Source organism: Mesorhizobium sp. M0062 (genome assembly GCF_040323125.1).
Lineage (GTDB): Bacteria > Pseudomonadota > Alphaproteobacteria > Rhizobiales > Rhizobiaceae > Mesorhizobium.
The window spans coordinates 42,975-66,966 of the sequence record NZ_JAMYUO010000032.1; the positions used below are offsets into that span (position 1 = coordinate 42,975).

A 23,992-nucleotide genomic window follows, 5' to 3' on the forward strand; every position below is an offset into this window, starting at 1 on the left:
TCAGTTCATGCCTTCAATGACCGAAAGGTGATGGCCGGCCCGCCGGTCGAGCAGTTCCGCGACGATTTCGGAAATATGAGGCAGCCCTTCCAGCGTCAGATGCGCATTGCTCTGCGATGGGCGGGGCCGGCCCGGCAAAACCTGCAGCGCATCGGCAAACCGCTGGGCATCCTCGGCTTCCTCAGGCAAAAGCATCTCGATGAGGCCGAGTTCGGCTGCGCGCCGTGCCCGGATCAGCTGTTCCTCGCGCGGCGTGACGCGCGGCACGATCAGCGCCGGCTTGTCGAAAGACAGTATCTCGCAATAGGTGTTGTAGCCGCCCATCGCCACCACCGCCTTGGCGCCGGCAATCAGCTCTTCCATGCGGTTGTCGAATTCGATGATCTTGACGTAGGGGATCTTGGCCCCTTTCCTGACCAGCTTGTTGCGCTTGCGCGCCGGCATGTAGGGCCCAAGGACGATCAGCGCCCGGTGCTGCAATAGCGGATCCTGCTGATAGGCCTCGATGACGTTGTGGATCAGGTCGGCGCCGTCACCGCCGCCACCGGTGGTAACCAGGATATAGTCGCCCTCGGGCCGGTGGCCGGGCAACTGGTTCTGCTGCAGGCTCCGTTGCAGGAAACCGACGAACTTCATCTTTGCCCTGACCGCCGGCGGCACCTCCAGGCCGGTCAGCGGATCGTAGAAATCCGGCGGGCCATAGACCCAGACCTTGTCGTAGAACAGGCCGATCTTGCGCATCACATCCCTGCGTGCCCACTCCGCTTCGAGCAAATGCGGCGCGTCCATCACCTCGCGCAGGCCAAGCACGAGCGTGGTGCCCCGCGTCTTGAGGTAGGACAGCGTATCCTCGATCTCTCCGCGCAGCCCCAGCGGTTCCTTGTCGACGATGAAGATATCCGGCCGGAAGCTCTCGGCCGTGTGGCGGATAATCGACTGCCGCATCCTTAGCGTCTCGTGCAGATCGATGTCCTTTTCCAGCGAGGTGTATTCGCCGTTTCGCAGCTTGATGACGCTGGGGATCTTCACGAAGTCGACGCGGGCGCGGTAGTCGAAGGCGCCGGCGATGGTGGCGCCCGAAATGATTAGCACCTGAAGTCCGCGGAAATCCCCGACCAGCGAATGCGCGATCGTTCGGCAGCGCTGCAGATGGCCGAGCCCGAACGTGTCGTGGCTGTACATGAGAATTCGTGCGTCTTTTGCGTGCTGTGTCATTGTGAACGTCTTTTAGAATTCTCGCCGGACCGTGGGCAACCCCGCAGGCTTCGAAACCATTCTCACGGGTCTATCGACCTGTTTTGAAACATGGGGGCGAGAGGTACGCAACGGCATTCTTCACCAGGTCACGAATGCCAGGGGCGCTGATTGTGGCGCCATGCCTTGTCTTCGCCGACGATAGACGGCCCGAGCACAAATCTCTGTCATGAGGCTTGACCCCGTGGAATTAAATGCCCTGCGGCCTGAGGCAGGCAAAGCGCACATTGCGAAAAATCAAGGGCGACCAAGGCGAAACGAGGCTGCCGCACATTGTGAGGAGAACCCGCACCTTGGGAAAATGCTTCATAATCCATCGAAACACAACGGCCGCCAGAGGCCGCACGTTGCGGCCTTTTATCCTGCCATCAGCCTTGGCCTGTGGCAAGCGTCCGGTCCTTGCACCGTTGAAGCTGGTGCAATCTGGCGTCATGCCGGCTTCGTCCGTCATGTGGAGGATAGCTGCGGCCCCAATGAGATTCGTCAGCCAGGCGACCCATTCGCCAGTTCCGCCCAAAGCTTTGCGTGAACACGCCGGCCGGAAGGACGGCTACGCCAACCTTGCCCTTGTCGTCCTCGGCGTTGCCAGCAGCAGACTTGTCTCGCTGCCGGTTATCCCCGGGATGAGCCGTATCCGCCTAAGCACCGCGTCGAAATCGGTGAGCGACGCCGTTCCGAGTTCGACCACCAGGTCCCAGCGGCCATTGGTGGTGTGAATGGTCGAAACCTCGGCGAGGCCGCCGAGCGCCCGGACCACGCGGTCGGCGGCATGGCCCTCGATCTCGATCATCATCACGCCGCGTATCCGCTGGTCGACCGCGTCGGCGCGCAGCACCACGGTGTAACCGATGATCTCGCCCGTTTTTTCCAGCCGCTCCATGCGCGCCCTGACCGTGGCGCGCGACACCCCGAGATCGACCGCGAGATCGGAGATGCTGCGCCGGGCATCATGCCTGAGCAGCGTGACCAGCCTTTCGTCGAGCAAGTCCATGATTCTATCCACTTTGACCAAACTGACTTATCGGGTTGATAAATCATTCTTCTCGAAATGCCAATTTCGCCTGTTCATACTGCCGGGCCGGGATGGTTCATTCCACGCATCAACCGCCCAATCAATTTACAAGGACAACAAGAACCATGCGCTGCAGGATCGTTGGCGCGCCGGTGCAGGTCGGCGCCGGCAGGATGGGATGCGAGATGGGGCCAAGCGCGCTGCGCACGGCCGGGCTTGTCTCGGTGCTGTCGGAACTTGGCCACGAGGTTGAGGACTGGGGCGCGGTGCAACCGGCCGCCGTGCGCGCAATCGTCCATGGCAATCTCGCGCTGAAGGCCCTACCGGAGATTTCCGCCTGGACCGCGGCGATAGCCGAGACCGCATATGCGGCTTCGCGGAACGCCATGCCGATCTTCCTTGGCGGCGATCACGCGATATCGGCCGGCACGGTGTCGGGCATTGCCCGCCGCGCCGCCGAACGCGGCCGGCCGCTCTTCGTGCTGTGGCTCGACGCGCATCCGGATTTCCACACGCTCGATACCACCGTCAGCGGCAATCTGCACGGCGTGCCGCTCGCCTATGCCAGCGGCCGGCCGGGCTTCAATGGTTATTTCCCCGACCTGCCTGTCGCCGTCGATCCTGCCCACATCTGCGTCATGGGCCTGCGCAGCGTCGATCCGGCGGAGCGCCGGGCGCTGAGCGAAGCGGGCGTGACCGTGCACGACATGCGCACCATTGACGAGCACGGCGTCGCACCTTTGCTGCGCGCCTTCCTGGCCATGGTCGAAAAGGCAAACGGCCTGCTGCATGTCAGCCTCGACGTCGACTTCCTCGACCCCTCCATCGCGCCGGCCGTCGGCACCACCGTGCCCGGCGGCGCCACCTTCCGCGAGGCGCATCTGGTGATGGAGATGCTGTCCGACAGCGGCCTGGTCTCCAGCCTTGATCTGGTCGAGCTCAACCCGTTCCTCGACGAGCGCGGCCGCACCGCCACGCTGATTGTCGACCTCGCCGCCAGCCTGATGGGCCGGCGCATCATGGACCGCCCGACCCGCAGCCATTCCGGAAGCATTGCATGACCCAGCCTTCCCGCCTTGCCATCGTCCCCTTCGTCAGCGTCGACCGCATGATGAAGCTGGTGCTGACCATCGGCGTCGAGCGGTTCCTCACCGAACTCGCCGCCTATATCGAGGAGGATTTTCGCCGCTGGGAGCTGTTCGACAAGACGCCGCGCATCGCCTCGCACAGCCATGACGGCGTCATCGAACTGATGCCGACCAGCGACGGCCGGCTATACGGCTTCAAATATGTCAACGGCCATCCCAAGAACATGCGCGAGGGGCGCCAGACCGTCACCGCCTTCGGCGTGCTCGCCGATGTCGGCTCCGGCTATCCGATGCTGCTCACCGAAATGACGATCCTGACGGCGCTGCGCACCGCGGCGACCTCCGCTGTCGCGGCCAAATATCTGGCGCCGAAAGGCGCGCGCTCGATGGCCATCATCGGCAATGGCGCCCAGTCCGAATTCCAGGCTGTCGCCTTCAAAGCGCTGCTCGGCATCGACCGGCTGCGGCTCTACGACATCGACCGCTCGGCTTCGGAAAAATGCGCCCGCAACCTCGCCGGCAAAGGCTTTGACATCACCATCTGCGCCACCGGCCAGGATGCTGTGGAAGGCGTCGACATCATCACCACGGTGACCGCCGACAAGCTGTCCGCCACCATTCTGACCGACAACATGGTCGGTTCCGGCGTGCACATCAACGCGGTCGGCGGCGACTGCCCCGGCAAGACGGAACTGCACCGCGACATCCTTTTGCGCTCCGACATCTTCGTCGAGTTCTCGCCGCAGACGCGCATCGAGGGCGAAATCCAGCAGCTCCACGCCGACCATCCGGTGACCGAGTTGTGGCAGGTGATGACCGACAAGGCGGAAGGCCGCAAGACGGCGGAACAGATCACCTTGTTCGATTCCGTCGGCTTCGCCACCGAGGATTTTTCCGCACTGCGCTATATCAGAGACCAGCTTCAGGCCACCGGCCTCTACGAGGAGCTCGACCTGCTCGCCGATCCCGACGAGCCGCGCGACCTCTTCGGCATGCTGCTCAGGGCAGCGCTGCAGCCGGCAGCCGCCTGAGGGGCTTCAGCCGCGCAACGGCGCGCAGCTCTCCCGTTCGACGAGCACCGGGGTGAGCACTTCGCGGCGCGAATGCGCCGCCGGCTCGGCAACCCGCTCGAGCAGCAGGCTGACCGCCCGCGTGCCGATCTTCTCGACCGGCTGTGCGATCGTCGTCAGTGGCGGCCAGGTGGTGACGGCATAGGGTATGTCGTCGAAGCCGATCATCGACATGTCGCCGGGGACCCGCAATCCGCGCCCGCGCAGCACTGTCAGCGCGCCCATGGCCATCAGATCGTTACAGGCAAACAGCGCCGTGATCCCCGGCGCCTGCGCCATCAGCCGCTCCATCGCCATGCGGCCGCCGGCGAAGTGGTAGTCGGAATCCACCACCGAGGCCGGCGGCAGGTCGAGGCCGGCTTCCTGCAGCGCCCTGGCGAAGCCGCGCAGGCGGGCGGGGCTGGAGCTGGAATCGCGCGGGCCGCCGATGACGCCGATCTTCTCGTGGCCGAGCCCGGCCAGATAGCGGCCGGCGAGATAGCCGCCATGATCGTGATCGACCAGCACGGAATCGACATTGACCGAATGGATCTCGCGGTCGATCAGCACCGCCGGGACGCCGGGCAGAAGGCTGGAGAACACCCGCGCATGATCGGACGAGCCGGCAAAGATCAGCCCGTCGATCTGCTTGGCCATCAGCACCTGTAGGTAGCGCTCCTCCTTCTCGGCGCTGCCGTCGGAGTTGCACAGGATCACCGTATAGCCGGCAAGGAAGCCGGCATCCTCGATCTGGCGCGCCACGCCGGCGAAGAACGGGTTGGAATTGTCCGGCAGCAGCAGGCCGATGGTCTTGGTCTCGCCGCGCCTCAGGCTGCGCGCCAGCGTGTTCGGGCTGTAGCGCAAGGCGGCGATGGCCGAATGCACGCGCTCGGCCGTCTCAGGCTCGACATGGCGCGTGCGGTTCATCACATGCGAGACGGTTGCGACCGACACTCCGGCATGGCGCGCGACATCGGCAATCGTCGTCATTTCTTGTCCCCTGACTCGATTAGCCTAATGATTGCGTAACCGGATGTGTCGCACGCTAGAGCGCAGCTTTCGAGTGTCAATGTCCCTTTGAGCAACCTGCTGAGCGGAGCGATCTGCCGCCAAGAAAAAGCCGCAAGGCTGGGTGCTTGGTGGTCGACCTGTTGTCGCAACCGGATAAGGTTCGAGAGCCGGGAACTGCTCAATCGCCAACGATCGGAACAACGATGCGACTTCTCCTTGTCGAGGACGACCCACGCACCGCCGACTATGTCGTCAAGGGCCTTGGCGAGGCAGGCCATATCTGCGACCTCAGGCGCGATGGCCGCGACGCGCTGTTTGCCGCGACACGCGACGCCTATGACGTGATCGTCGTCGACCGCATGCTGCCCGGCCTCGACGGCCTGTCGATGATCAAGGCGGTGCGGGCAGCGGGCGTGCGTACGCCGGCGATCTTTCTGACCTCGGTCGGCGGCGTCGACGACAGGGTTGAAGGGCTCGAGGCCGGCGGCGACGACTATCTCGTCAAGCCATTCGCCTTTTCCGAACTGCTCGCCCGCATCAACGCGCTCGGCCGTCGCCCTGCGGTGCAGGAGCTGAAGACGACGCTGCGCATCGCCGACCTCGAAATGGACCTGATCCAGCGCCGCGTCACCAGGCAGGGCCAGGCGATCGACCTGCAGCCGCGCGAATTCAGCCTGCTCGAAGTGCTGATGCGCGGCGAGGGCCGCGTCATCACCCGCACCATGCTTCTGGAACGGGTCTGGGATTTTCACTTCGACCCCAAGACCAGCGTCGTCGAAACCCATATCAGCCGGCTGCGCGCCAAGATCGACAGGCCGTTCGAAACCGCGTTGATCCACACCGTGCGCAACACTGGCTACAGTGTTCACGACTGAGGCGCGGCATGACAGAAACTTGCCATGACTGAAGCTTGCAATGACTGAAACGCACTATGACTGAGACAGGCTCTCGCCTGCTGCGCAGCACGCCGTTTCGGCTGGCCCTGACCTTGGCCTTGCTGTTCGTGCTCGCCTTCATCCTGTCAGGCGCCATCGTCTACCAGCTGATGAGCGCGGATCTTGCCGAGCAGCTCGACCAGTCGGTCAAGGAGACCTATTCGGTCGTGGCGGTGACCTATGCCGGAAACGACCGGGAGGATCTGGTTTCGGCAGTCGACAGCCACGCCGCGCTCAGCCCGAGCAAGGAACAGCTGTTCTCGCTCACCGATCCCGCCGGCAATCATCTGGCCGGGAATTTCACCGCCGCCGACCTTCCGGATGGCTTTTCCGATTTTGCCGCTTCCCTGCCAGGCGTTGCGCCGGACACTATGTACCGCGCCTGGACCGGTTCGGTCGGGCCCAACAGCCTGACAATTGCCTTTTCGCTTTCCGAAACCGAGGAGCTGGAACGCATCGTTTTGATGAACTTCGGCTGGGCCACCCTGATCATTTCAGGGCTGGCGGTGGCTGGCGGCGCCTTGCTGGCGTCGCGTGTGCAGCGTCGCCTCGACGGCATTGCCACCACCATGGACGATGTCTCCAACGGCCGGCTCGACGCCCGCATTCTACTGCTCGGCAATGGCGACGACATTGACGGCGTCTCGCGCCAGGTCAACGCCGCGCTGGAGCGGCTGGCGGCGCTGGTGGACGGCATGCGCCAGGTCAGCGCCGACATCGCGCATGATCTGAAGACGCCGCTCAACCGGCTGCAGATGATTTTGGAAGCTGCGGCCGACAGGACCGCGCGGGGTGAGGCCGTTGCCGATGAGCTGGCGGAGGCACGTGGGGAAAGCCTGCAGATCAACGATACTTTCGATGCGCTGTTGCGTATTGCCCAGATCGAGGCCGGCGCCCGCAAGGCGCGCTTTGTCGATCTCGACCTCACCGGCGTCATCGATGCCATTGCCGAAATCTACGCCGGTGTCGCCGAGGATGACGGCAAGTCGCTGTCGGCCACGATCGTCCACGGCACCCCATGCCTGGTCCACGGCGACCGCGACCTGCTGACGCAATTGTTTGCCAATCTGGTTGAGAACGCGCTGCGGCATTGCCCCGATGGCACGGCAATCCTTCTATCGGTGCGGCGGCAAGGCGACCGCATTCTGGCTGAGGTCGCCGACAATGGCCCCGGCATCCCGGCGCAGGAGCGCGAAAAAGTGTTCCAGCGGCTCTACCGGCTGGACTCCAGCCGCACCACGCCCGGCAGCGGCCTGGGCCTCAGCCTTGTGCGGGCCATCGCCGACCTGCATGGTGCAACGATTGCGCTGGAGGATCGCCGGCCTGGGCTGGCGGCAATTGTCGGGTTTCCTCGGGCGGAGGGCACCGGTCCCGGCTTGAAATGACAACGCCAGAGCCAGGTCGACCCCACTCCGTCGAGCGAAGCAGCGACGGAGTGGGGGAAGGCGCTCATGAAACGCCAAGTCGCTGACAACTTTCTCCAAGTTGATGATCGCATCCGACAAAGGCGGTCGCGATTAGCCTTGCACATGTTTCCACCCGGAACGGCTGCGGGTTGATCAAGATGACCGTTGAACCTATCGGCCCACCGCACCCCGGCGAAAATCCGAGGGCGACATCCCTGCCAGCTTGCGGAAGGATTTGTTGAAGGCGCTGAGCGAGCCGAAGCCTGAATCCATGGCGACGCGCAGCACATTGGCGTCTTCATGCATCAGCAGCGCCTGCGCGTAGCTCAGCCGCAGCAGATTCATATATTCGTTGAGCGTCATGCCGGTCGATTTCTTGAAAATGCTCATGGCGTATTTGGGATGGATGTCGGCCGCCGCCGCGATGTCGACGCAGTCTATGTCGTAGAGGAAATTCTCGGCGATGAAGTCGCACATGCGACCGACATTGCGCAGCGATTGCTGGTCGAACGGGCCGCCGGGTTCCTGGCCGATGGCGGTTTCCGGCACCAGCCGGTAGGGCTCGAAGCGCACCCGCTCCAACCGCAGCAGCAGCTCGTTCACGGCGTGCTCGGTTATCGCCGCATCGCCCGAGCGGAAATAGCGGTTCCAGCGCTCGAAATTGTGATGGTCGGCCTGGTCGGTCGCCGATGTCACCAGCGTGGCGCCGGTCATCAGCCTGTGGCGGACATCCGTCGGCAGATGCAGGCGGAAGAAATGCACCAGCGGCAGATGCGCGCCGGCATAGATGGCGTCGTCGGAGAGATCGTCCATCTGGTGCGGCAGCCCGCCCCAGAACAGGCACATGTCGCCCGCCGTGAGCGCGATCTCGTGCTCGTTCATGCGGTAATGCACGCTGCCGCGGACGATGAAATTGACCTCGACCTGGGCATGCCAATGCGGCTTCAGCATCACCAGCGGATGGTTGTGAAACATCTGCAAAGCCATCGGCAGGCCTTCGACGCTGCTGGCGCCAGGCTGGTAAAACGGCCGTTCCGGCATCTTACTTTCCGCCCATCTTTTATTCCCGTTGTCAGGGACAAGCCTTCCGCGCCGCCTAGTCTAGCCATGCTCGCGAAGAGAGAGCAAATGAAATGGGAGGATTTCAATGCGCACGACACTGATCTGTGCCGCGCTGGCGCTTGGCCTGGGCTCAACCCCGGCTTTGGCGCAGTCCGGCGAAATCACGATCTGGAGCTGGAATATCGCCGCTTCGTCGCTGAAGGCGACGGTGGCCGGCTTCAACAAGCAGCATCCCGACGTCAAGGTCACCGTTCAGGATCTCGGCAACCAGCCGACCTATGACAAGTCGATCGCCGGCTGCGCGGCCGGCGGCGTCGGCCTGCCCGATATCGTCTCGATCGAAAACGGCGAGGCCGAGAATTACTGGAGCCAGTTCCCCGATTGCTTCGTCGATTTGCACACGCTGGGCTACACCGCCGACGACCAGAAGAAATTCCCGGACTTCAAGCGCACCGAACTGGAGGTCGGCGACAAGGCCTATGCCATGCCGTGGGATTCCGGCCCGGTAGCCGCCTTCTACCGCCGCGACTTCTACGAGAAGGCCGGCGTCGATCCGGCCTCGATCAAGACCTGGGACGATTTCATCGCCGCCGGCAAGAAGGTCCAGGCCGCCAATCCCGGCGTCACCATGACCAATGCCGATTTCAACGGCGACACCGAATTTTTCCGCATGATTTCCAACGAACAGGGCTGCGGCTATTTCGCCGCCGATGGGCAGTCGATCACCGTCAACCAGCCGAAATGCGTCGACACGCTGGCCAAGATCAAGGACATGAAGGACGCCGGCATCATCTCGTCGGCCGACTGGGGCACCAAGATCACCAACAACACCGCCGGCACCGTCGCCACCCAGGTCTATGGCGGCTGGTATGAGGGCACCATCCGCACCGAATCCGCCGGCGAAAACGGCAAATGGGGTGTCTATCTGATGCCGAGCCTGACCGCCGACGGCCCGCGCGCCGCCAATCTCGGAGGCTCGTCGCTCGCCATCACCTCAGCCTCGAAGAACAAGGAGGCCGCCTACGCCTATCTGAAATACACGCTCGAGACCAATGAAGGCCAGATCACCATGCTCAGGGATTTCGGCCTGGTGCCGTCACTGATCTCGGCCCTCGACGACCCCTACGTCTCGCAGGGCCTGCCCTATTGGGGCGGCCAGGCAGTGTGGAAGGACATTCTCGCCACGCTGCCCAAGGTGGTGCCGAGCCGCGGCACGCCGTTCCAGAGCGACGCCGAAATCATCATGCGCGCCGTGCAGACCAAATATCTCGGCGGCGGCTATCCCGATGCCAAGGCCGCCCTCGACGACGCCGCCAGCCAGATCGCTTCGGCGACGGGACTGCCGATCAAGTGACCAAGGCGGTGATGCTGGCGGGCCAGATATAGGGCAATTTGCCGGACTGTTGGCGCTGCCCCTCACCTGCCTGCCGGCATCCTCTCCCCGTATAGTGGCGGGGAAAGGGACGCTCTCGCCCAACAGTTCGCCAATTGCCGGCGGCGTCCGCCGGCTAACAACACGCCGGATATCAACCGGGAAAGAGGAAGGAGGAGGAAACCATGCGCTACCAGAACGCCACGGCCTATCGCTTCCTTACGCCCTACCTTCTGATCTTTGCCATCTTCTGGGTGTGGCCGATCATCTCCTCGTTCATGATTTCCTTCCAGGCGACGCGCACGGTGCCCTGGCGCTTTGCGCCGACGTTCAACTGGGGCCGCCTGATCGGCGACCCCGCTTTCTTCAACGCGCTGAAGAACACGCTGCTCATCCTCGTCATCCAGGTGCCGGTGATGATCTCGCTGGCGATCATCATGGCGGTGCTGCTGAACTCGCCGCTGCTGAAAGCACGTGGCCTCTACCGCTTTGCCTTCTTCGCTCCGGTGGTGGTCGGCGAGGTCGCCTATTCCGCCGTGTTCCGGCTGATGTTCAACCTGGATTTCGGCATCATCAACAAGCTCCTCGCCGGCGTCGGCCTGGCCAAGATCGACTGGTTCTCCAACGTCACACCGGCCATGGCGCTGATCATGATCGCGGTAACCTGGCGCTGGGCCGGCTACAACGCCATCATCCTGCTCGCCGGCCTGCAGTCGATCCCCGAGGACGTCTATGAAGCAGCGACGCTCGACCGCGTCAGCAAGCTCAAGCAGTTCTTCTACATAACGCTGCCGCTGCTCAAGCCGGTCATCGTGTTTTGCGCCGTGCTGTCGATCATCGGCACGATGCAGCTGTTCACCGAGCCGTTCCTGATCACGGAGCGCGGCGGCCCCGGCGGCGGCACCGAGACGCTTGGCCTGCTGCTCTACCGCCAGGGTTTTCGCTCGCTCAATTTCGGCTACGCCTCGGCCGTCGCCTACACCATGGCGGGGCTGGCAATCGCCATCACGCTGGTGCAGCTGTGGCTGACACGAGAGCCGAAATGAGAGGGGAGCCGAAATGAGTTCGCTGTCGCAACGCCGGCTCGGCCGCAGCGTCCTGCTGCATCTGGTCCTGACACCGCTGGCGGTGATCTGGCTGTTTCCGCTGTGGATGATGGTGGTGTTTTCGACCATGCCCGACAACGGCATTTTCAGCCCCGGCATCGAGCTTCTGCCGCACGGCAATTTCGTCGACAATTTCAACAACCTGCAGCGCGACACCAATTTCGTCGGCGCTATCGGCATTTCGGTGGCGGTGGCGGTGACCTACACCTTCTTCTCGGTGCTGCTGACCTCGATGGCCGGCTGGGCGCTCGCCCGCTATCAGTTCTTCGGCAAGGGCGCGGTGGTGGCGATCATCCTCGGCACCATCACGCTGCCCTATGCGGTGGTGCTGATCCCGCAATTCATCATGGTGGCGCGCGACTTCCAGCTCGCCAACACCTGGATTGCGCTGATCGTGCCACCCTTGTTCAATTCGCTGGGCGTGCTGTTCATGCGCCAGGCTTTCTCGATGATGCCGGCCGACCTTTTCGACGCGGCACGTGTCGAGGGCGTCAAGGAATGGCGTATCTTCCTGTTCGTCGCTTTGCCGCTGGCGCGGCCGATGCTGGCGGCGCTCGCCATCATCCTGTTCCTCGCCTCGTGGAACAATTATCTCTGGCCGCTTTTGATCAACAGCCAGCCCGGCGCGATGACGGCCCCTGTGGCGCTCGGCACGCTGATCGGCCTGACCAAGGTCTCATGGGGCGGCATCATGGCCGGCGCCGTCATGCTGACCGTACCGATGCTGGTCGTCTTCGTGCTGCTGCAGCGCCATTTCATCGCCGGCATCGCCGCCGGTGCCGTCAAGTAGGGACAACAGCGATATGGCGGCAGTCACCCTCACCAATGTCGTAAAACGCTTCGGCGTCTATGAGATCATCCATGGCGCCAACATCGATATCGCCGATGGCGAGTTCGTCGTCTTTGTCGGCCCGTCGGGTTGTGGAAAATCGACGCTGCTCAGGATGATCGCCGGGCTGGAGGATATCAGCGGCGGCGAGATCGCCATTGGCGGCAAGGTGATGAACGATGTCGAGCCGGCCGAGCGCGGCATCGCCATGGTGTTCCAGTCCTACGCGCTCTACCCGCACATGAGCGTGGAGCAGAACCTGAGCTTTGGCCTCAGGATGACCGGCAACCCCAAGGAGGACACCGAGCGGCGGGTGAAGCGGGCCTCCGAAATCCTGCGCATCACAGAGTTGATGGCGCGGCGGCCCAGGCAATTGTCCGGCGGCCAGCGCCAGCGCGTTGCCATTGGCCGCGCCATCGTGCGCGAACCGCAAGTCTTCCTGTTCGACGAGCCGTTGAGCAATCTCGACGCCGAGCTGCGCGTCCAGATGCGGGTCGAGATCTCGCGCCTGCACAAGGAGCTCGGCACGACGATGATCTATGTCACCCACGACCAGACCGAAGCGATGACGCTGGCCGACCGGATCGTGGTGCTGCGCGGTGGCCATGTCGAGCAGATCGGCCGGCCGCTCGATCTCTACGACAATCCCGACAACCAGTTCGTCGCCGGCTTTGTCGGCTCGCCGAAGATGAATTTCATCAAGGGCCGCGTCGTCGGGCGCAACACGAGCAGCGTCACCGTCGAGCTGGTGGGCGAGGAAAAGACCCGCATTATGCAACCATTGACCGGCGCCGTGCCGCAAACAGGAGCCAAGGTCATTGTCGGCGTGCGGCCCGAACATTTCGGCAATGGCGGCGAAGGCGACGCCGACCTCACTGTCGGCATCGACGTGGTCGAGCATCTCGGCGGCACCAGCTTCATCTATGCCAGGACCGCCCATGGCGAAGACCTGGTGATCCAGCGCGACGCGGCAAAGGTCCCCGACACCCAGGAGATCACCGTGTCCATCCGCAAATCCTATCTGTTCGATGAAAACGGCCAGCGGCTGCGCTGACCTTCCAGCTATGCAAGGAGAATGATCATGACTGCAACCGCGCCCATCCGCTGGGGGATACTTGGGCCCGGCGACATCGCCAAAGCGTTCGCCCGCGGCGTGGCAGGCTCGCGCACCGGCACGATCGTGGCGCTCGGCGCCCGCAATCCCGGCAAGGCAGGCTTGGCCGAGACGTTTCCCGGCGCCCGCATCCTCGACGGTTACGACGCGCTGCTCGCCGACCCCGAGGTCGATGCCGTCTATATCGCCATCCCGCATCCCGGCCATGCCGAATGGGCAATCAAGGCGGCGGAAGCCGGCAAGCATGTGCTGTGCGAAAAGCCGCTGGCGCTGACCGCCTTCGAGGCCGACGCCATGATCCATGCTGCGCGCAAGGCCGGCACCTTCCTCGGCGAAGCGTTCATGTACCGGCTGCACCCGCAGACGGCGAAGCTGGTGGAACTCATCAAGTCGGGCGTCATCGGCGATGTCAGGCTGATGAAGTCGAGCTTCGGCTTCGCCATGCCGGGCTTCATGCCCGAGCACCGGCTCTACGCCAACGATCTCGCCGGCGGCGGCATCCTCGATGTTGGCGGCTATCCCGTCTCGATGGTGCGGCTGATTGCCGGGGCTGCGACTGGAAAACCCTTTGCCGAGCCGGACAAGGTTGTCGGCACCGCCCATCTCGGCAAGTCCGGCGTCGACGAATGGGCCTCGGCGCTGCTGCATTTTCCCGGTGGCATCGTCGCCGAGGTATCCTGCAGCATCTCGCTCAAACAGGACAATGTCCTGCGCATCCTCGGCACCAAGGGCCGCATCGAGGTGCCGGATTTCTGGTTCGCCGGCGGCGGCAACCGCGATGGCGGCCCTGGCCGGATCGATGTAATTCTCGCCGACGACACGCGCGAGACCATCAGCGTCAACGAAACCCGCCATCTCTATTCCTTCGAGGTCGACGCCGCCGGCGAGGCGATCCTGGCCGGCAAACAGGAGTTCGCCTGGCCGGGCATGAGCTGGGCCGACAGTCTCGGCACGCTGCGTGTGCTCGACAAATGGCGCGCTGCCGTAGGGCTCGAATATGAAATCGAAAAGCCGGCTAAGCGAACCAACACCCTTTCGGGCCGGCCGCTGCGCACCGGCGGCACCGCCATCGGCAAGCGCAAGATTCCGGGCCTGTCGAAGCCGGCCTCCGTGGTGGCGCTCGGCTTCGAGGATTTCCGCACCTTCTCGTCGGGCGCAATCCTGCTCGACGCCTTCTTCGAGGCCGGCGGCAATCTGTTCGACACCGGCTACGTCTACGGCGGCGGCTACACCGAAACGCTGCTTGGCCAGTGGCTCAGGAATCGCGGCGTGCGCGAGCAGTCGGTGATCATCGCCAAGGGCGCCCACTCGCCGCTCTGCTATCCCGATGTCATCGGCAAGCAGCTCGCCCAGTCGTTGGACCGGCTGCAGACCGACCATGTCGACCTCTATTTCATGCACCGCGACAACCCGGATGTGCCGGTCGGCGAGTTCGTTGACGCCATGGACGCCGAGGCCAAGGCCGGCCGCATCCGTGGCCCGTTCGGCGGCTCGAACTGGACGATGGCGCGCATGGACGAGGCGATTGCCTATGCCGAGCGCACCGGCAAGCAGAAGCCCGGCGTGCTCTCCAACAATTTCTCGCTGGCCGAGATGCTGGAGCCGATCTGGGCCGGCTGCATCACCTCGTCGACCGACGACTGGAAATCCTGGCTGACGAAAAGGCAGATGCCCAACTTCGCCTGGTCGAGCCAGGGCCGCGGCTTCTTCACCGACCGCGCCGGCCGCGACAAGCAGGACAATGAGGAGCTGGTGCGGGTCTGGTATTCCGAGAAGAACTTTGGCCGCCGCGACCGCGCCATCGAGCTGGCGCAGCGCCTGGGCAAAAGTCCGATCCACATCGCGCTCGCCTATGTGCTGGCGCAGCCCTTTCCGTCGGTGCCGTTGATCGGCCCGCGCACGCTGGACGAGTTGGAGGACAGTTTGAAGGCGCTGGATATCAAGCTGTCGGCGGAGGATGTGGCGTGGCTGGATAGCGGGCCGGAAAGGCGGCGGGCTTAGCAGCTAATCTCCCCCCTTGAGGGGGAGATGTCGCCGAAGGCGACAGAGGGGGTCGCCTCGCGTGGAGCGCTAACCTCCTTCTGCAGCGGCAGGTAGGCCGAGCCCAGTCGAACGACCCCCTCTGGCCTGCCGGCCATCTCCCCCGCAAGGGGGGAGATTAGCAGCTCATGCGTTCCACCTACCGATCGATCCGTGTCGACAAAATAATCGACGACGACGTCCGCTCGACCCCGTCCATCGCCCCGATCTCGTCCAGCAACGCATCCAGATCCCTGATCGACGGCGCGTCGACGATGACGATCATGTCGAAATTGCCGCTCACCGAGTGCAGCGTCCGTACCGGCGGCAGCGCCTGCAGCGCCCGCACCACCTTGTCGGCGAGCTTGGGCGTGACGGTGAGCAGCACATGCGCCCGCACAAGCCCCTGCTCGTAGTCCGGCGCCATCCGCACGCCATAGCCGGTGATGATGCCGCGCTGTTCCAGCCGCTCGATCCGGCTCTGCACTGTCGTGCGCGAAACGCCGAGCTGGCGCGCCAGCTCAGTGGTCGACGCGCGGGCATTGGCGCGCAGCAGGGAAAGCAGTTTTTGTTCGGCGTCACTGAGCATTTCGACGAACCTCGTCGGCGTATCGTTCAAGTGCAGGGTTCATTTCAAACGATCCCACGCTTCCTTTCGACAGGCAAGCTGCGATTCTTGAAGGCATCGCGTCCACCGCGCGGCGGTCTGGGCCAAAGAGTTTTCACGAGGGGCAAGGTCATGAAGAAAATCATCGTCGTCGGCGCCGGCAAGATCGGCTCCACCATTGCAGGCATGCTCGCCGACAGCGGCGACTACCACGTCACCGTTGTCGACCGCGCGGCGGCGCAGTTTGCCGCGGCCGAACTTCCCGCCGGCGTCGAGGGGCTGGAGCTCGATATCGCAGCGCCGGGCGCACTCGAGGCCGCCCTTGCCGGCGCCTTCGCCGTGCTGAGCGCCGCCCCCTTCCATTTGACCACGCGCATCGCCGAAGCGGCCGCCGCCACCGGCGTGCACTATCTCGATTTGACCGAGGATGTCGTCTCGACCCGCCGCGTCAAGGAGCTGGCCAAGTCGGGCAACAGCGCCTTCATTCCGCAATGCGGCCTGGCGCCGGGCTTCATCTCGATCGTCGCCAATGATCTCGCCAGCCGCTTCGACACGCTGGAAAGCGTTCGCATGCGCGTCGGCGCGCTGCCGCAATACCCGTCCAATGCGCTGAACTACAATCTGACCTGGAGCACCGACGGCGTCATCAACGAATATTGCGAACCCTGCGAGGCGATCGTCGAGGGCGAGCTGATCGAGGTGCCGCCGCTGGAGGAGCGCGAAGAGTTCTCGCTCGACGGCGTCACCTATGAGGCCTTCAACACCTCCGGCGGTCTCGGCACGCTGGCCGAGACGCTGAAGGGCAAGGTGCGCACGCTGAACTACCGCACCATCCGCTATTCCGGCCACGCGGCGATCATGAAGGCGCTGCTCAACGATCTCGGCCTGCGCCACCGCCGCGACGTGCTGAAGGACATTTTCGAGAGCGCCCTGCCGGCAACGCTGCAGGACGTGGTCATCGTCTTCGTCACCGTCTCGGGCCGCCGCAATGGCCGCCTGCTGCAGGAAACCTACGCCAACAAGATCTATTCGCAGCGCATTGGCAGCCAGGTGCGCAGCGCAATCCAGATCACCACTGCCTCAGGCATCTGCGCCGTGCTCGACATGCTGGCCGACGGCACCTTGCCGGCGACCGGTTTCGTCAAGCAGGAAGACATCGCGCTGGATGCGTTTCTCGCCAATCGTTTTGGGCGCGCTTATGCGCAGCACGAGATGGTGAGCCGGCTGGCGAGCTGAGCTACTTCACCCTCCCCCTTGTGGGGAGGGTCGGCGCGCAATCGGAGCGAAGCGGAGATGGCGAGACGGGGTGGGGGGTGAGCGCCGACGGTTGGCGAGGACCCCCACCCTGCTCCGCTCCGCGATCGACCCTCCCCACAAGGGGGAGGGTAAAGCGCCCGCTACTTCCGCAGAGCCATCGGTCGTCCGAGCAGAAACCGGATGAAGTTGCCCGCGGTCCGCGGCGCCATGCGGGGCTGCGTCGCCTGTCGTGGCGCGCTTTGCCTTCGCGCTGGCACCTTGGGTTCGACACCCGGTCGGCCCACCGTGAAGGAGGGCCCCGAGACCGGCTTCCCCCTCAACACGTTGGCGGCGTTGTTGTCATGGATGACGATGCACCATTGCGCGCCCTTCGATGCCGCCACGACGGTGTTGAAGCGCGTCGCCATTTTTGCGTGGTGCTCGCTGTAGACGCCGCTCATCGCCGGCGATCTCCTTTCGACCAGCGTGCCGAACGCCGACGTGACATAGTCGTGGTGCGTGTAGCGTCCGCTTGCCGTCTCGAAATTCTGGCCGTCCGGAAAGGCAATGTAGAGCGGCTGCAGGTCCACCACACGCTTTTCGATCTCCCGGCGCGCGTAGTGGTCGACGCGCTCCATGAAGGTCGGCGCCAGCGCGTCGTCGCTGTCGAGCCGCGTTAGCGAGACATACTCGGCATCGCTGTCGTCGTGGACGAAAGCATTGAAGCGATTGTTGTAATCGTCGCCGGCCTCGACAAGGATCGGCCTGACGTCGACACCGGCCACGCAGCTGCACACGGTGCGAATATAGTTCTCGTGCGTATCGGCATCGAACGCCACAAGGACGGTAAAATCCTTCAGCGACTGGCCTTCGAGCGACGACGCGCAATAGGTGTCGAACAACGCCAGGCGCTCGACCAGCCAGACCGGGTCGAGATTGGCGCGGCCCTTTCCGTCCCACTGGCTTGGCTTGAAGCCAGCGGCGATGTTGTAGCGTATGGCGATGTATTTCTTCAGGCCGGTGTCCATGGACCGACACTTAGTACATTCCGCTGATCTGCGACAACCAACGGCTGGGCGGCCACCCTCCCCCTTGTGGGGAGGGTCGGCTCGCGGTCGGAGCGAAGCGGAGATGGCGAGACGGGGTGGGGGTGAGCGCTGACGGTCGGCGAGGACCCCCACCCCGCTCCGCTACGCGGATCGACCCTCCCCACAAGGGGGAGGGTAAGCGCACTTCAAATATGCAGCGCGTGGCCCAGCGCCTTCAGCGCCGCTTCCTGGAAGCCTTCGCCTTGCGTCGGATGCGCATGGATGGTCCCGGCGATATCCTCCAGCCGCGCGCCCATTTCCAGCGCCAGGCCGAACGCCGCCGCCAGTTCCGACACGCCTTGCCCGACCGCCTGGATGCCCAGCACCAGATGGTTGTCCGCGCGGGCGACAACACGAACAAACCCGTCCTCGCCGAGTTTCGTCATCGCCCGGCCGTTGGCGGCGAAGGGGAACTGGCCGATCTTGATTTCGCCTGAAGCCTTCGCCTCCTCCGGCGTTAGCCCTGCCGTCACCAGCTCCGGATCGGTGAAGCAGACGGCCGGGATCGAGCGCTTGTCCCAGCTGCGCTTGTGGCCGGCGACGATCTCGGCCACCATTTCGCCTTGCGCCATCGCCCGGTGCGCCAGCATCGGCTCGCCGGTGACGTCGCCAATGGCATAGATGCCGCGCATCGAGCTGCGGCACTGGTCGTCGATCTTGATGAACTTGCCGGCCACGTCGAGATCGATCTGATCGAGGCCCCAGCCCTCCGTCACCGGCTTGCGGCCGACCGTGACCAGGATCTTGTCTGCCGCGATTTTGGTGCTCTTGCCGTCCGCGGTCTCGACCAGCAGCGCGTCGCCCTTGACCCCCTTGGCCTTGGCGCCAAGCATCACCTCGACGCCGATCTGGGCCAGCCGTTTCACCACCGGCCGGGTCAGTTCCGCATCATACTGCGCCAGCACGCGCGGCAGCGCCTCGACCACGGTCACCGCGGCGCCCATTTTGGCGAACGCCATGCCGAGTTCCAGCCCGATATAGCCGCCGCCGACCACGGCGAGCTTTTTCGGCACCTCGCCGAGAGCCAGCGCTTCTGTGGATGAAATCACCGGGCCGCCGAACGGCAGGAACGGCAGTTCCACCGTCGCCGAGCCGGTGGCGATCACAACCGTTTCGGCGCGGATGATCTGGGTGCCGGTCTCGGTCTCGACCGCGACGGTCTTGCCGTCGCGGAACGTCGCCCAGCCATAGACGGTCTTGACCTTGGCCTTCTTCAGTAGCCCGGCAACGCCCCCGGTCAGCCGGCTAACAATGCCGTCCTTCCACGCAACCGTCTTGCCGAGATCGAGCACGGGCGCTGCTAGCGAGATGCCGAGCGGACTGCTGCCGCCGGCCATATGCGCGACCTTCTCGAACTCTTCCGCCGCATGGATCATCGCCTTGGACGGGATGCAGCCGACATTGAGACAGGTGCCGCCCGGTTTGCCGGCTTCAACGATCACCGTATCGATGCCGAGCTGGCCGGCACGGATAGCGCAGACGTAGCCGCCGGGCCCGGCGCCGATGACCAGCAGCTTGCAGGAGATTTCTTTCATGGCGTGACCCTTTGATGCGAGGGAATGTTCCGTCGCGATCCTTCGCGCCCCCCTCTGTCCTGCCGGACATCTCCCCCACGAGGGGGGAGATCAGCAGCTTCTTCGCTTCGCTCATTCCTGCAACGATGGAGATTGGCGAAACCCTGCGTGACGTCCAATCTCCCCCCTTGTGGGGGAGATGCCTGGTAAGGCAGAGGGGGGCGCTGTCCCGCCGTCATCTCGGTCGTTCCGCCCCTCAATCCACAAATATCAGCGCTGGCGTCTCAATCAGCGCCTTGATCCGCTGCACAAACACCGCCGCATCCCAGCCGTCGACCACCCGGTGATCGAAGCTCGACGACAGGTTCATCATCTTGCGCGGGATGAACTGGGTGCCGTCCCAGACCGGCCGCACCATCATCTTGTTGACGCCGACGATCGCCACCTCAGGATGATTGATGACCGGCGTCGTCGCCACGCCGCCCATGGCGCCGAGCGAGGTGATGGTGATGGTCGATCCCGACAGCTCGTCGCGGCTGGCCGTGCCGGACTTCGCCGCTTCGGCCAGGCGGTTGAGCTCGGCCGCGCAATCCCAGAGGTCGCGCGCCTCGGCGTGCTTGACCACCGGCACCACCAGGCCCGACGGCGTCTGCGCGGCAATGCCGATATGGACGCCGCCATGCTGATGGATGATGCCGGCCTCGTCGTCGAACAGCGCGTTGATGTTGGGCTGGTCGGCAATCGCCTTGACCATCGCCCGCATCAGGAACGGCAGCAGCGTCAGCTTCGGCCTCTCCACACCCTTGCGCTTTTCCTTGTTGAGCGCCGCGCGCAACTCCTCGAGTGCTGTGACGTCGATCTCCTCGACATAGGTGATGTGCGGGATGCGTGACTTCGCCAGCGACATTTTTTCGGCGATCTTGCGCCGCAGTCCGATGACCTTGATATCCTCGACGCTGTCATTGCGCGCCAGACCCGACGCCTTCGCCACCTGCGGCCCGCGCGCGAGAAAGGCCTCGATATCTTCGTGGCTGATGCGGCCGGCAGGGCCGGTACCCGACACCTGGCGCAGATCGATCCCCGCCTCCTTCGCCCTGAGCCGGATGGCGGGCGACGCCAGGGGCTTTTCGCCCTCCGGGCGCGGCGCGCCGGAGGGTGCCGCACCTTTAGATGTCGGCGCAGTACCCCCGCCCCTGGCCCCTCCCCACAAGGGGGAGAGGGATTCAGTCTCAGCTGCCCGTGCGCTTTTGGCTGCTGGTGCAGGTGGTGGCGACTTGGCGTCGGATTTCGTGGCCGAAACGCCTCCCTCTTGTGGGGGTCCGGAGGACGGGCGAGACCCGTGGCTCGCCTCGGCAGGGGTGGGGGTGCTCTTGGCGCTGGCCTCGCCCGGCAGCGCATCCTTCACATTGCCTTCACCCGCCACCTTCAGCCGCACGATCGGCGAGCCGATCGCCACCGTGTCGCCGATCTCGGCGCCCAGCCACAGAATCTCGCCATCGACCGGCGAAGGTATTTCCACCGTCGCCTTGTCGGTCATCACGGCGGCAAGCACCGAGTCCTCGCGCACGAGGTCGCCGACCTTGACGTGCCACTCCACAAGTTCGGCCTCGGCGACGCCTTCACCGACATCCGGCAGCTTGATGATGTGTTCGCCCATCCCTAGGCTCCCATGGTTTCGAGAAGCGCGCGGCCGACACGGGCCGGCCCCGGGAAATAATCCCATTCCTGCGCATGCGGGTAGGGCGTGTCCCAACCGGTGACGCGCGCCACCGGCGCTTCCAGATGGTAGAAACAATTTTCCTGCACCAGCGCCGACAGCTCGGCGCCGAAGCCGGAGGTCAGTGTCGCCTCGTGCACGACGACGCAGCGTCCGGTCTTCTTCACCGAAGCGACTATCGCGTCGAGATCGAGCGGCAGCAGGGTCCGCAAATCGATGATCTCGGCATCGATGCCGGTTTCTTCCACGGCCGCCTGCGCGACATAGACCATGGTGCCGTAGGCGAGCACGGTGACGGCCGAGCCCGCCCGGCGGATCGCCGCCTTGCCGAGCGGCACCGTGTAATGGCCGTCGGCGACCTCGCCCAGTTCATGCTTCGACCATGGCGTCACCGGTCGGTCGTGATGGCCATCGAACGGTCCGTTATAGAGCCGCTTCGGCTCCAGAAAAATCACCGGATCGGGATCCTCGATCGCCGCGATCAGCAGCCCCTTGGCATCATGAGGATTGGACGGCACCACCGTCTTCAGCCCCGACACATGGGTGAACAGCGCTTCCGGGCTCTGGCTGTGCGTCTGGCCGCCAAAGATGCCGCCGCCGGTCGGCATGCGGACCACGATCGGACAGGTGAAATCGCCGTTCGAGCGGTAGCGCAGGCGTGCTGCTTCCTGCGTCAGCTGGTCGTAAGCCGGGTACATGTAGTCGGCAAACTGAATTTCCACGCATGGCTTCAGCCCATAGGCGGCCATGCCGATGGCGGAGCCGACAATGCCGGATTCGTTGATCGGCGCATCGAAGCAGCGGGTCTTGCCGTACTTCGCTTGCAGGCCTGCCGTGCAGCGGAAGACACCCCCGAAGAAGCCGACATCCTCGCCATAGACGATGACGCGTTCGTCGCGCGCCATCGACACGTCCATGGCGTCGCGGATCGCCTCGATCATGGTCCGTCTCGGCATGGTCAGACTCCCGCCTGCTGGCGCTGGCGCCTGAGATGCGGCGGCATCTCGGCAAACACGCCCTCGAACATCTCGCGCGTCGACGGCTTGCCGCCGGCATGCAGCGTGCCGTGGCCTTCAGCTTCCTTCTGCGCCGCGATCACCGTCTCGAGGATTTCCGCTTCGGCCTGGGCGTGACGCTCGTCCGACCAGACGCCGCGTTGGATCAGATGGTTCTTCAGCCGCATCACCGGATCGCCGAGCGGCCAGGCGTCGGATTCCGTCTTCGGCCGATAGGCCGACGGATCGTCCGAGCTCGAATGCGCGCCGGCACGGTAGGTGACATGTTCGATCAGCGTCGGCCCGAGATTCTGCCGCGCCCGCTCCGCCGCCCATTTGGCCACGGCATGCACGGCGAGATAATCATTGCCGTCGACGCGCAGCGCCGGAATGCCGAAGCCGAGGCCGCGCGCGGCAAAGGTGCCGGAGCCGCCACGCGCAATGCCTTGAAACGTCGAGATCGCCCACTGGTTGTTGACGACGTTGAGGATGACCGGCGCCTTGTAGGTTGAGGCGAACACCAGTGCGGAATGGAAATCGGATTCGGCCGTCGAGCCGTCGCCGATCCACGCCGCCGCGATTTTCGAATCGTTGCTGATAGCGGAAGCCATCGCCCAGCCGACCGCCTGGATGTATTGCGTCGCCAGATTGCCGGAGATCGAGAAGAAGCCGTGCTCCTTCGACGAATACATGATCGGCAGCTGCCGCCCTTTGAGCGGATCGGCCTCGTTGGAATAGATCTGGTTCATCATCGTGACCATCGGATAGCCGTCGGCTATGAGCAGGCCGGCTTGCCGATAGGTCGGGAAATTCATGTCGCCCGGCATCAGCGCCTTGCGGAAAGCGCAGCTCACCGCCTCTTCGCCCAGATGCTGCATGTAGAACGAAGTCTTGCCCTGGCGCTGCGCCATCTGCATGCGCGCATCGAAGCTGCGCAGCGTCATCATGTGGCGCAACCCCTCGAGCAGCTCCTCGTCGGTGAGCAGCCCGGCCCACGGCCCGACCGCCTCCCCGGTGCGGTTGAGCACACGGATGATCGAAAACGCCATGTCGCGGATGGTGCGCGGATCGACATCGATGTCCGGGCGCGGCACCGAGCCGGCCTTGGGGATAGGCACGTTGGAGAAGTCGGGCGTTCCGCCCGGCCGCACTTCCGGCTCCGGCACATGAAACCGCAACATCCCAGCATCGGTCATGACCATGGTCCTCCCATTTGCTGCGGTGATATTTGCACATCCGCGCGCCCGGCACAGCGCCAATTCATGGGGCGCCGCAACCCATCCGGCGTCACGGCCGGCAGGCGACCGCAAGATGCAGATATGTCGGCGAAATTTCTTGTCGATGTTGGGGAGCGGCGCGCAATTAGGCGCAAAGTTTTGCAGGATTTCCGGCAGATAGTCACTTCACGGCCTCCGGGAGAGATGAAGGCACCAAGGTCGGCGAACTCGCGCTTTCCTCTCCCCCGTCGATCGGGGGAGAGGTGTCGAGCGAAGCTCCACCGTGGGGGGGGGGCCCCGTGGGGGGTGGGGCATCGTTGTGATTGTGGGCTTGCGTTGGTCGGTGGGGGGGAGTGGCACG

21 protein-coding genes are annotated in these 23,992 nt (G+C 64.3%); 10 read left to right on the forward strand and 11 right to left on the reverse strand.

Annotated elements, in window-relative coordinates:
- The 3 genes from NKJ64_RS27115 to NKJ64_RS27125 all read right to left on the reverse strand — a co-directional run bounded on the left by NKJ64_RS27115 (position 1) and on the right by NKJ64_RS27125 (position 2,245).
- Positions 1-1,215: a glycosyltransferase family protein gene (locus NKJ64_RS27115; RefSeq protein WP_023754931.1), complete on the reverse strand. Its 1,215-nt coding sequence runs from the start codon at positions 1,213-1,215 to the stop codon at positions 1-3.
- Positions 1,216-1,444: 229 nt separating this feature from the next.
- Positions 1,445-1,705 carry a hypothetical protein gene (locus NKJ64_RS27120; protein ID WP_352463618.1) on the reverse strand — a complete coding sequence of 87 codons (261 nt, stop codon included), beginning with the start codon at positions 1,703-1,705 and terminating at the stop codon, positions 1,445-1,447.
- Between the two features lie 99 nt (positions 1,706-1,804).
- Positions 1,805-2,245 carry an Lrp/AsnC family transcriptional regulator gene (locus tag NKJ64_RS27125; RefSeq protein WP_023685065.1) on the reverse strand — a complete coding sequence of 147 codons (441 nt, stop codon included), beginning with the start codon at positions 2,243-2,245 and terminating at the stop codon, positions 1,805-1,807.
- Positions 2,246-2,391: 146 nt separating this feature from the next.
- Between NKJ64_RS27125 and rocF the strand changes: the two genes are divergently transcribed.
- Together rocF and ocd are read left to right on the forward strand one after the other, a co-directional pair.
- The gene (gene rocF / locus NKJ64_RS27130; RefSeq protein ID WP_352463619.1) at positions 2,392-3,327 is read left to right on the forward strand and encodes an arginase; all 936 of its coding nucleotides are present in this window, start codon (positions 2,392-2,394) and stop codon (positions 3,325-3,327) included.
- Positions 3,324-4,385 (forward strand): ornithine cyclodeaminase, encoded by a 1,062-nt coding sequence (gene ocd / locus NKJ64_RS27135; protein ID WP_023827408.1) that lies wholly within the window; start codon positions 3,324-3,326, stop codon positions 4,383-4,385. Before rocF ends, ocd begins: the two co-directional genes overlap by 4 nt.
- Positions 4,386-4,391: 6 nt before the next feature.
- Here the strand turns inward: ocd and NKJ64_RS27140 are convergent, their stop codons facing one another.
- A complete protein-coding gene (locus NKJ64_RS27140) occupies positions 4,392-5,393 on the reverse strand; it encodes a LacI family DNA-binding transcriptional regulator (RefSeq protein WP_023752840.1) in 1,002 nt (333 codons plus the stop codon).
- A gap of 224 nt (positions 5,394-5,617) precedes the next feature.
- Here NKJ64_RS27140 and NKJ64_RS27145 point away from each other — a divergent pair, with 224 nt between their 5' ends.
- Positions 5,618-6,289 (forward strand): winged helix-turn-helix domain-containing protein, encoded by a 672-nt coding sequence (locus NKJ64_RS27145; protein ID WP_023827407.1) that lies wholly within the window; start codon positions 5,618-5,620, stop codon positions 6,287-6,289.
- 56 nt (positions 6,290-6,345) lie between these two features.
- Positions 6,346-7,734 carry a HAMP domain-containing sensor histidine kinase gene (locus NKJ64_RS27150; protein WP_352463620.1) on the forward strand — a complete coding sequence of 463 codons (1,389 nt, stop codon included), beginning with the start codon at positions 6,346-6,348 and terminating at the stop codon, positions 7,732-7,734.
- Between the two features lie 192 nt (positions 7,735-7,926).
- On the opposite strand, the gene NKJ64_RS27155 is transcribed toward NKJ64_RS27150, so the two are convergent.
- Complete coding sequence (locus NKJ64_RS27155) at positions 7,927-8,796, reverse strand: helix-turn-helix domain-containing protein (RefSeq protein ID WP_023831916.1); 870 nt, start codon at positions 8,794-8,796, stop codon at positions 7,927-7,929.
- Positions 8,797-8,902: 106 nt separating this feature from the next.
- Here NKJ64_RS27155 and NKJ64_RS27160 point away from each other — a divergent pair, with 106 nt between their 5' ends.
- From NKJ64_RS27160 to NKJ64_RS27180, 5 genes are all read left to right on the forward strand, one after another.
- Positions 8,903-10,171, forward strand: coding sequence for an ABC transporter substrate-binding protein (locus NKJ64_RS27160; protein ID WP_023685055.1), 1,269 nt, complete (start codon positions 8,903-8,905; stop codon positions 10,169-10,171).
- A 203-nt stretch (positions 10,172-10,374) separates the two neighbouring features.
- Positions 10,375-11,235, forward strand: a complete 861-nt coding sequence (locus NKJ64_RS27165; RefSeq protein ID WP_023672163.1) for a carbohydrate ABC transporter permease — start codon at positions 10,375-10,377, stop codon at positions 11,233-11,235.
- Between the two features lie 13 nt (positions 11,236-11,248).
- Positions 11,249-12,085 carry a carbohydrate ABC transporter permease gene (locus NKJ64_RS27170; RefSeq protein WP_023672164.1) on the forward strand — a complete coding sequence of 279 codons (837 nt, stop codon included), beginning with the start codon at positions 11,249-11,251 and terminating at the stop codon, positions 12,083-12,085.
- Positions 12,086-12,098: 13 nt separating this feature from the next.
- Positions 12,099-13,178 carry an ABC transporter ATP-binding protein gene (locus tag NKJ64_RS27175; protein WP_023726711.1) on the forward strand — a complete coding sequence of 360 codons (1,080 nt, stop codon included), beginning with the start codon at positions 12,099-12,101 and terminating at the stop codon, positions 13,176-13,178.
- Positions 13,179-13,205: 27 nt separating this feature from the next.
- Complete coding sequence (locus NKJ64_RS27180) at positions 13,206-15,239, forward strand: aldo/keto reductase (RefSeq protein WP_023740153.1); 2,034 nt, start codon at positions 13,206-13,208, stop codon at positions 15,237-15,239.
- 178 nt (positions 15,240-15,417) lie between these two features.
- Here NKJ64_RS27180 and NKJ64_RS27185 read toward each other — a convergent pair whose 3' ends face one another.
- Complete coding sequence (locus NKJ64_RS27185) at positions 15,418-15,846, reverse strand: Lrp/AsnC family transcriptional regulator (protein WP_023672167.1); 429 nt, start codon at positions 15,844-15,846, stop codon at positions 15,418-15,420.
- Positions 15,847-15,996: 150 nt separating this feature from the next.
- Between NKJ64_RS27185 and NKJ64_RS27190 the strand changes: the two genes are divergently transcribed.
- Positions 15,997-17,100, forward strand: coding sequence for a saccharopine dehydrogenase family protein (locus tag NKJ64_RS27190; protein WP_023710313.1), 1,104 nt, complete (start codon positions 15,997-15,999; stop codon positions 17,098-17,100).
- Positions 17,101-17,261: 161 nt separating this feature from the next.
- Here NKJ64_RS27190 and NKJ64_RS27195 read toward each other — a convergent pair whose 3' ends face one another.
- The 5 genes from NKJ64_RS27195 to NKJ64_RS27215 all read right to left on the reverse strand — a co-directional run bounded on the left by NKJ64_RS27195 (position 17,262) and on the right by NKJ64_RS27215 (position 23,610).
- Positions 17,262-18,128, reverse strand: coding sequence for a glycosyltransferase (locus NKJ64_RS27195; protein ID WP_023702534.1), 867 nt, complete (start codon positions 18,126-18,128; stop codon positions 17,262-17,264).
- A gap of 206 nt (positions 18,129-18,334) precedes the next feature.
- Positions 18,335-19,723 carry a dihydrolipoyl dehydrogenase gene (gene lpdA, locus NKJ64_RS27200; protein ID WP_023754588.1) on the reverse strand — a complete coding sequence of 463 codons (1,389 nt, stop codon included), beginning with the start codon at positions 19,721-19,723 and terminating at the stop codon, positions 18,335-18,337.
- 235 nt (positions 19,724-19,958) lie between these two features.
- The gene (locus NKJ64_RS27205) at positions 19,959-21,359 is read right to left on the reverse strand and encodes a dihydrolipoamide acetyltransferase family protein (protein WP_023829871.1); all 1,401 of its coding nucleotides are present in this window, start codon (positions 21,357-21,359) and stop codon (positions 19,959-19,961) included.
- 2 nt (positions 21,360-21,361) lie between these two features.
- Positions 21,362-22,375, reverse strand: coding sequence for an alpha-ketoacid dehydrogenase subunit beta (locus NKJ64_RS27210; protein WP_023672171.1), 1,014 nt, complete (start codon positions 22,373-22,375; stop codon positions 21,362-21,364).
- A 2-nt stretch (positions 22,376-22,377) separates the two neighbouring features.
- Positions 22,378-23,610, reverse strand: coding sequence for a 3-methyl-2-oxobutanoate dehydrogenase (2-methylpropanoyl-transferring) subunit alpha (locus tag NKJ64_RS27215; protein ID WP_023829872.1), 1,233 nt, complete (start codon positions 23,608-23,610; stop codon positions 22,378-22,380).
- Between the last annotated feature and the right edge of the window lie 382 nt (positions 23,611-23,992).